Source organism: Actinomycetospora sp., assembly GCF_055612215.1.
Window position 1 is genome coordinate 1 of sequence record NZ_JBVPVA010000245.1, and the last position, 5,416, is coordinate 5,416.

Genomic DNA, 5,416 nt, shown 5'->3' on the forward strand with positions numbered 1-5,416 from the left:
AAGAGGGGCACACATGCTGCTCCGACGCCCCGCAGCTCGCGTCTCCTGCTCGTCACGCTCGTCGTCGCGGCCGTCGTGGCCGCGCTCGCGGGGGTGGCGGCCGTGAACGACCCCCGCGGCCCGGCCACCCCCACCGCGTCCGCGAGCCCCGTCCACGGCACGGTGATCGCCTCCATCCCGTACTGGAACCTCGGGCCCGGCGCCGCGGCGGTCGAGGCCAACCACGGCGTCGTCGACGAGATCTCGCCGTGGATCTACACCATCGGTCCCGACGGCGACGTCGCCTCGGCGGTGCCGCACCAGGACGTCGCCACCGCGAGCGCCACGATGACGGCGCTGCGCGCCCAGGGCGTGCCGCTGCTGCCCAGCGTCTCGAACATGGTCGACGGGGACTTCTCCTACGACGCGGTGGCGCCCGTGCTGCACGACCCGGACACGATGGCGCGCAACATCTCCTCGATCACCCGGCTCGCCGTGGCCCAGGGCTACGCCGGCGTGGACCTCGACTACGAGGAGCTGCAGGCCGGCGACCGGGCGGCGTTCACGACCTTCGTGCAGCGGCTGGCCGACTCCCTGCACGGGGCGGGCAAGACCCTGTCGGTCGCGCTGTTCGCGAAGGTCGACGACGCCGGCGACGATCCGCGCAACGTGGCCCAGGACTACGCCGCGATCGGCGCCGCCGTCGACGAGGTGCGGCTCATGACCTACGACTACCACTGGGAGACCTCGCCCCCGGGGCCGGTCGCCCCGGCGAGCTGGGTGCGCGACGTCCTCGCCTACGCGACCACCGTGATCCCGCCGGGCAAGCTCGTCGTCGGGCTCGACCAGGCCGGCTACGACTGGGCCGGCGGGCGCGCCGCCACCATCTCCTACGGCCAGGCCGTGTCGCTGGCCGCCCAGCACGGCGTCACCGTGCAGTGGGATCCGCTCAGCCAGTCGCCCTGGTTCCGGTACACCGCGGCCGACGGCTCCCGCCATGAGGTGTGGTTCGAGAACGCCGCCAGCGCGCAGGCCAAGCGCGCCGTCGCCGCCGACTTCGGCGTCCACGCCGTCTTCCTCTGGATGTACGGCCCACCCGATCCCGCGCTCTGGACGGACCTCGCCCGGGGCGCCCAGGGACCACCCACCACTCCCGCACCCGGAGGTTGACCAAATGATCCCCGTCTGGCTGCTCGCGCTGGGCATCGTCGGGCTGAACGTGACGATCTGGGGCCTCGTCGGGCTCTGCCGGCTCGTCGACGAGCACCCGCTCGCGGCGTGGCGACGCCGCCGTGCGCGCCGTCGCGACGGCACCGACGTCGCGGAACGCGCGGCCCCACCCGTCCCGGTGCCCGACCTCTCCCGCGTGGCCGTGCTGGTGCCGGCGCACAACGAGGAGGTGGTGATCACCGAGAGCCTCGCGGCGATCACCGCGCTCGTGCCGGCCGACCAGGTCCACGTCGTCTCCGACGGGTCCACCGACCGGACCGTGGAACTCGCGGAGGCGGTGGGCGTGCACGTCATCTCCACCGCGACCAACCTCGGCAAGGCCGGCGCCCTCGAGGAGGCCATCTCCCGGTTCGGCCTGGTCGACCGGTTCGACTACGTGCTGCTCCTCGACGCCGACACCCGCGTGCAGCCCGGCTACTTCGAGGCCGCGCTGCCGCTGTTCACCGACCCCGACGTGGCCGCCGTGGCCGGGGCCGTGCGCAGCGCGTGGGACGGGCAGCGGCTCTCGCTCATCGGCAAGATCCTCGTCTGCCACCGGCAGCGCACCTACACGCTGACCCAGCGACTGATCAAGTTCGGGCAGACCTGGGCCCGGGTGAACGCGACGCACATCGTCCCGGGGTTCGCCAGCATGTACCGCACGCGGGTCCTGCCCGAGATCGACATGAACCCGCCGGGGCTCGTGATCGAGGACTTCAACATGACCTTCGAGCTGTACCGCCGCAAGCTCGGCCGGGTCGGCTTCACCCTCGACGCCGTCGCGGAGACCCAGGACCCGGACCGGCTGATCGACTACGTCCGGCAGACCCGCCGCTGGTCGCTGGGGCTCTGGCAGACGGTGCGCCGGCTCCCGCCGCGCCCGAGCCTGTTCGGCGTGATGCTCTGCCTGCTGCTGCTCGAGCTGGTGACCGCGGCCGTCACGTTCCTCCTGCTGCCCCTGCTCGTGCTCGTGCTCGTGCTGCCGGACATCACGCCCGCGGCGTTGACCTGGCCGGTCGAGGGTCCGCTCCACGCCGTCCTCGCCGCGCACCTCAACCTGCCCGCGCTGCTGTTCGGGATGCTGGCGCCGGACTTCCTGCTGACCTGCATCGTCGTCGCCATCGAACGCCGCTTCCGGTACCTGGCCGCCTTCCTGGCCTTCCCCGTCATGCGCCTCATCGACGCCTACCTGGCGATGCGCACGCTGGTCCCGGGGATGCTGCGCCGCTCCGACGGCCGGTGGACCAGCCCCGTCCGCCGCGAGGTGGCGGAGCCGGCGACGATCGAGACCGTGCACGCCGAGCGGCTCGACCGGGTCCCGGCTCCCCGGGCCGCCCTCACCGGGGCGGACGGCGAGCCCGACCGGCGGGAGGCCGACACCGTGGCGTGAGTCGTGATCGCGTGGGGTCGGGCCTCGTCCGAGGTCGGGCCTCGCGTGACGTCCCGGCCTGGTGCCGTCAGCGCTGCGGCGGCACCAGGCCGTGCCGGGCGGCCAGGGCGGCCGCCTCCAGCCGCGTGTGGACCCCCAGCTTGATCAGCACCGCCTGCACGTGCGTGCGCACCGTGGTCACCGACACCCCCCAGTGCGCCGCGAGGTCGGCGGTGCCCCGGCCCTCGACCATCAGGGCCAGGCACTCCCGCTCGCGGGGAGTCAGGTGCGAGGCCCGGCGCCGGACGTCGGCCCCCTCGGGGTCGGTGGTCCGCCGTCGGGGTGGGAGCTCCACGACCGTCCCGCCGTCCACGACGCGGTGGATCGCCTCGACGAGCGCGGTCACCCCGCGCGTCTTGTGGACGAAGCCGCGGGCGCCCCGGGCGAGCGCCAGCTCCGCGGAGCCGTGGTCGGGATCGGCGGTGACGACGATGACGCGGGTGCCGGGACTGGCGGCGAGCAGATCCGGGATCAACTCGATCCCGTCGCCGTCGGCGAAGGTGCGGTCGAGCAGGCAGACGGTCGGAGTGTGCTCCGCGACCGTGGCGAGCACCTCCGCGGCCCGGTGCGCGACCGCCCGGACGACGAGGCGCCGCTGACCCAGCACCGTGCTCAGCGCGTCGACGAACACGCCGTGGTCGTCGCCGACCACCACGTCGGTCACGGCGCGCCCCTCCTGCGCCCTCCCGGGCCGGGGTCGGAGCGGGACGTGCCGGTCCGGGCCGGCCGTGTTCGTCCCGACCGGTCGGCCCGTCGAACTGGATGTGGATGTGCGCACGGCGCCAGGCCCCCCCTGGATGTCCGAGAGCTCCGTCGGTGCGTGGTCGTCAGCGACTGGACGACGTGGCCCCGTCAGTACCCGAGCGTAGTGTGATCGGCACCACCGGTCGAGCCCCCGGGACCGGCACGGCGGAGACGTCCCCCGTCACGGAGCGCGACCGGGCCTCAGCGCCGCGCCAGCACCAGGGTCGTGAACGCGCCGACGTGCACCCGGTCGCCCTCGCGCAGCGGGACCACCGTGTCCCGGGCGATCGGCTCGTCCGCGTAGTTGATCGTGGTGCCGTTGGTGGAGCCCGGGTCCAGGACCGACCACCCGTCCTCGTGCGGGAGCAGCACCGCGTGCAGGTGCGAGACCCCCGGATCCAGGGGCGGACCCGCGAGGTCCACGTCGGGCGGGGTCGAGGACCCGCGCACCCGCCGTCGCCCGACCCGGACCTCGTCGCCGGTCAGCGGGACCTCCGCGCGCGGGTAGTAGTTCGGGAAGGTGACCTCGGCGATGTCCGGGCCCTCGCGGGCGAGGACCGACTCGTAGTAGCGGCGGTCGGCCTCGACGGTGACCACCCAGCCGTGGCCGTTCGACGACGACGCCGGCGCCACCGGTCGGGGGACGGACTCCGCCGGTGCCGGGGCCTGCGGGACCGGGCCGGGGGGTGCCGGGGTGGAGCCCGACACGACGAAGTCGTGCCCGTCCTCCTCGCAGAACCGCCCGGTGCGCGGGGTGCCGCAGCGGGGGCAGGCCTCGCCCGGGTACGCCGGGGCCGGTGCCGGGCCCGGCGGTGCGGGCCGGGCCGGTGCGGACGCCCCACCCGACGACGACCCCGCGGGCGCGCCCGCCGCGGCGGCCGCGGGCGCGCCCTCGATCGGCACACCGCACTCGTCGCAGAAGTCGGGGGTCTCGGACTCGTGCCCGTGGCGGCACCGGACGGTCGTCGTCATCGTCGAGCTCAGCCCTCCCGCACCCGGGCCGTCCGGGTCGACCGCACGTCCAGCGTCATCTCGTCGGCCGCGGCGACCTCGCGGCGCAGCCGCACCCGGCCGGTCGCCGGATCCTCCACCTCGACCACCCGCTCCAGCAGCGCGGAGGTCTCCTCGTGGCCAGACTGCGCGGCGAGCGCGACCGCGCGCCCGAGACGCGCGGTGGCGGTCCGGACGTCGCCGGTGCGTCGGGCGTCGAGGCCCTCCTGGATCGCCTCGGCGAGCTCGGCCTGCCCGGTGTAGTGGGCGACATGGTTGTTCAGCCGGGTCGACAGCGCGGCGTCGGGCGTCCAGGTCACGCGGACCCGGGTCTCGCCCAGCGGGCCGTCGGACAGCGACGGTGCGGCGATCCCGACCCGCGCCGCCAGGATCTCCTCGCCGGCCGCGAGCGGGTCCAGGGTCACGCGGACGTGGTACTCGCGGGTCTCGTCGCCCCACGCACCGGTCGGGGAGAGACCGACCAGCGGCTTCGCCGGGTCCGGCGTCCGCCGGTCGGTGAGGTCCTCGACGGCGGGTGACACCTGCTTGACCGCGCGCACCGTCGCGCCCCGCGGGGCCCACACCCGCAGCGCCACGTCGCCCGCGCCCTTGCCCATCGCCCGCCCGACGATGCCCTCGAAGTCCGCGGCGAGGTGCTAGGCTCGGCGACGATGTCGGCCGTCCCCAGCAGGCGCGAGGCGATGCCGCGCACCTCGTCGACCACCCAGTCCGGGCCTACCCCGCGCGCGTCGCAGGTGAACACGCCGTCGCAGACGTCGAGCGCCGCGGCGAGGTCCTCGGGCGTCTCGTGCTCGTCGCGCCCGTCGGTGAGCAGGACGGCGTGGCGCAGCCGGCGCGGGTGCGGGGCCAGCAGCCGCTCGGCGAGCCGCAGCCACGTGCCGATCGCCGTGCCGCCGCGCGGTGAGAGGCCCTCGACCGCTGCCCGGGCCTGACGGCGGGTGATGCGGTCGAGCACCACCATGCGCTCGCTCTGCGGGAACAGCATCCGCGCGTCGTGGCGGCCGGCGACGACGGCGAAGAGCACGCCGTCGGGCAGCGCGTCGA

5 protein-coding genes and 1 pseudogene are annotated in these 5,416 nt (G+C 75.1%); 2 read left to right on the plus strand and 4 right to left on the minus strand.

Going from position 1 to position 5,416, the window contains the following annotated elements; genetic code table 11:
* Together AC0CYZ_RS06685 and AC0CYZ_RS06690 are read left to right on the plus strand one after the other, a co-directional pair.
* Nucleotides 1-1,149: glycosyl hydrolase family 18 protein (locus tag AC0CYZ_RS06685; protein WP_472213561.1), on the plus strand; the 1,149-nt coding region annotated here is incomplete at its 5' end.
* Nucleotides 1,150-1,153: 4 nt separating this feature from the next.
* Complete coding sequence (locus tag AC0CYZ_RS06690) at nt 1,154-2,578, plus strand: glycosyltransferase family 2 protein (protein ID WP_472213563.1); 1,425 nt, start codon at nt 1,154-1,156, stop codon at nt 2,576-2,578.
* A gap of 67 nt (nt 2,579-2,645) precedes the next feature.
* On the opposite strand, the gene AC0CYZ_RS06695 is transcribed toward AC0CYZ_RS06690, so the two are convergent.
* The 4 genes and pseudogenes from AC0CYZ_RS06695 to AC0CYZ_RS06710 all read right to left on the minus strand — a co-directional run.
* Entirely contained in the window at nt 2,646-3,281 is a 636-nt protein-coding gene (locus AC0CYZ_RS06695) for a response regulator (RefSeq protein ID WP_472213565.1), read from the minus strand.
* A 281-nt stretch (nt 3,282-3,562) separates the two neighbouring features.
* On the minus strand, nt 3,563-4,333 hold the full coding sequence (locus AC0CYZ_RS06700) for an FHA domain-containing protein (protein WP_472213567.1): 771 nt from the start codon (nt 4,331-4,333) through the stop codon (nt 3,563-3,565).
* 8 nt (nt 4,334-4,341) lie between these two features.
* Nucleotides 4,342-4,968, minus strand: a complete 627-nt coding sequence (locus AC0CYZ_RS06705) for a hypothetical protein (RefSeq protein ID WP_472213569.1) — start codon at nt 4,966-4,968, stop codon at nt 4,342-4,344.
* A gap of 116 nt (nt 4,969-5,084) precedes the next feature.
* Nucleotides 5,085-5,357, minus strand: a pseudogene (locus AC0CYZ_RS06710) (hypothetical protein); the annotation flags it as partial.
* Nucleotides 5,358-5,416 lie beyond the last annotated feature (59 nt).

Bases quoted from the DNA above. Each gene is read 5' to 3' on its own strand.
- AC0CYZ_RS06705 (WP_472213569.1), bottom strand. From the start codon at position 4,968: ATGGGCAAGGGCGCGGGCGACGTGGCGCTGCGGGTGTGGGCCCCGCGG.
- AC0CYZ_RS06690 (WP_472213563.1), top strand. From the start codon at position 1,154: ATGATCCCCGTCTGGCTGCTCGCGCTGGGCATCGTCGGGCTGAACGTG.
- AC0CYZ_RS06700 (WP_472213567.1), bottom strand. From the start codon at position 4,333: ATGACGACGACCGTCCGGTGCCGCCACGGGCACGAGTCCGAGACCCCC.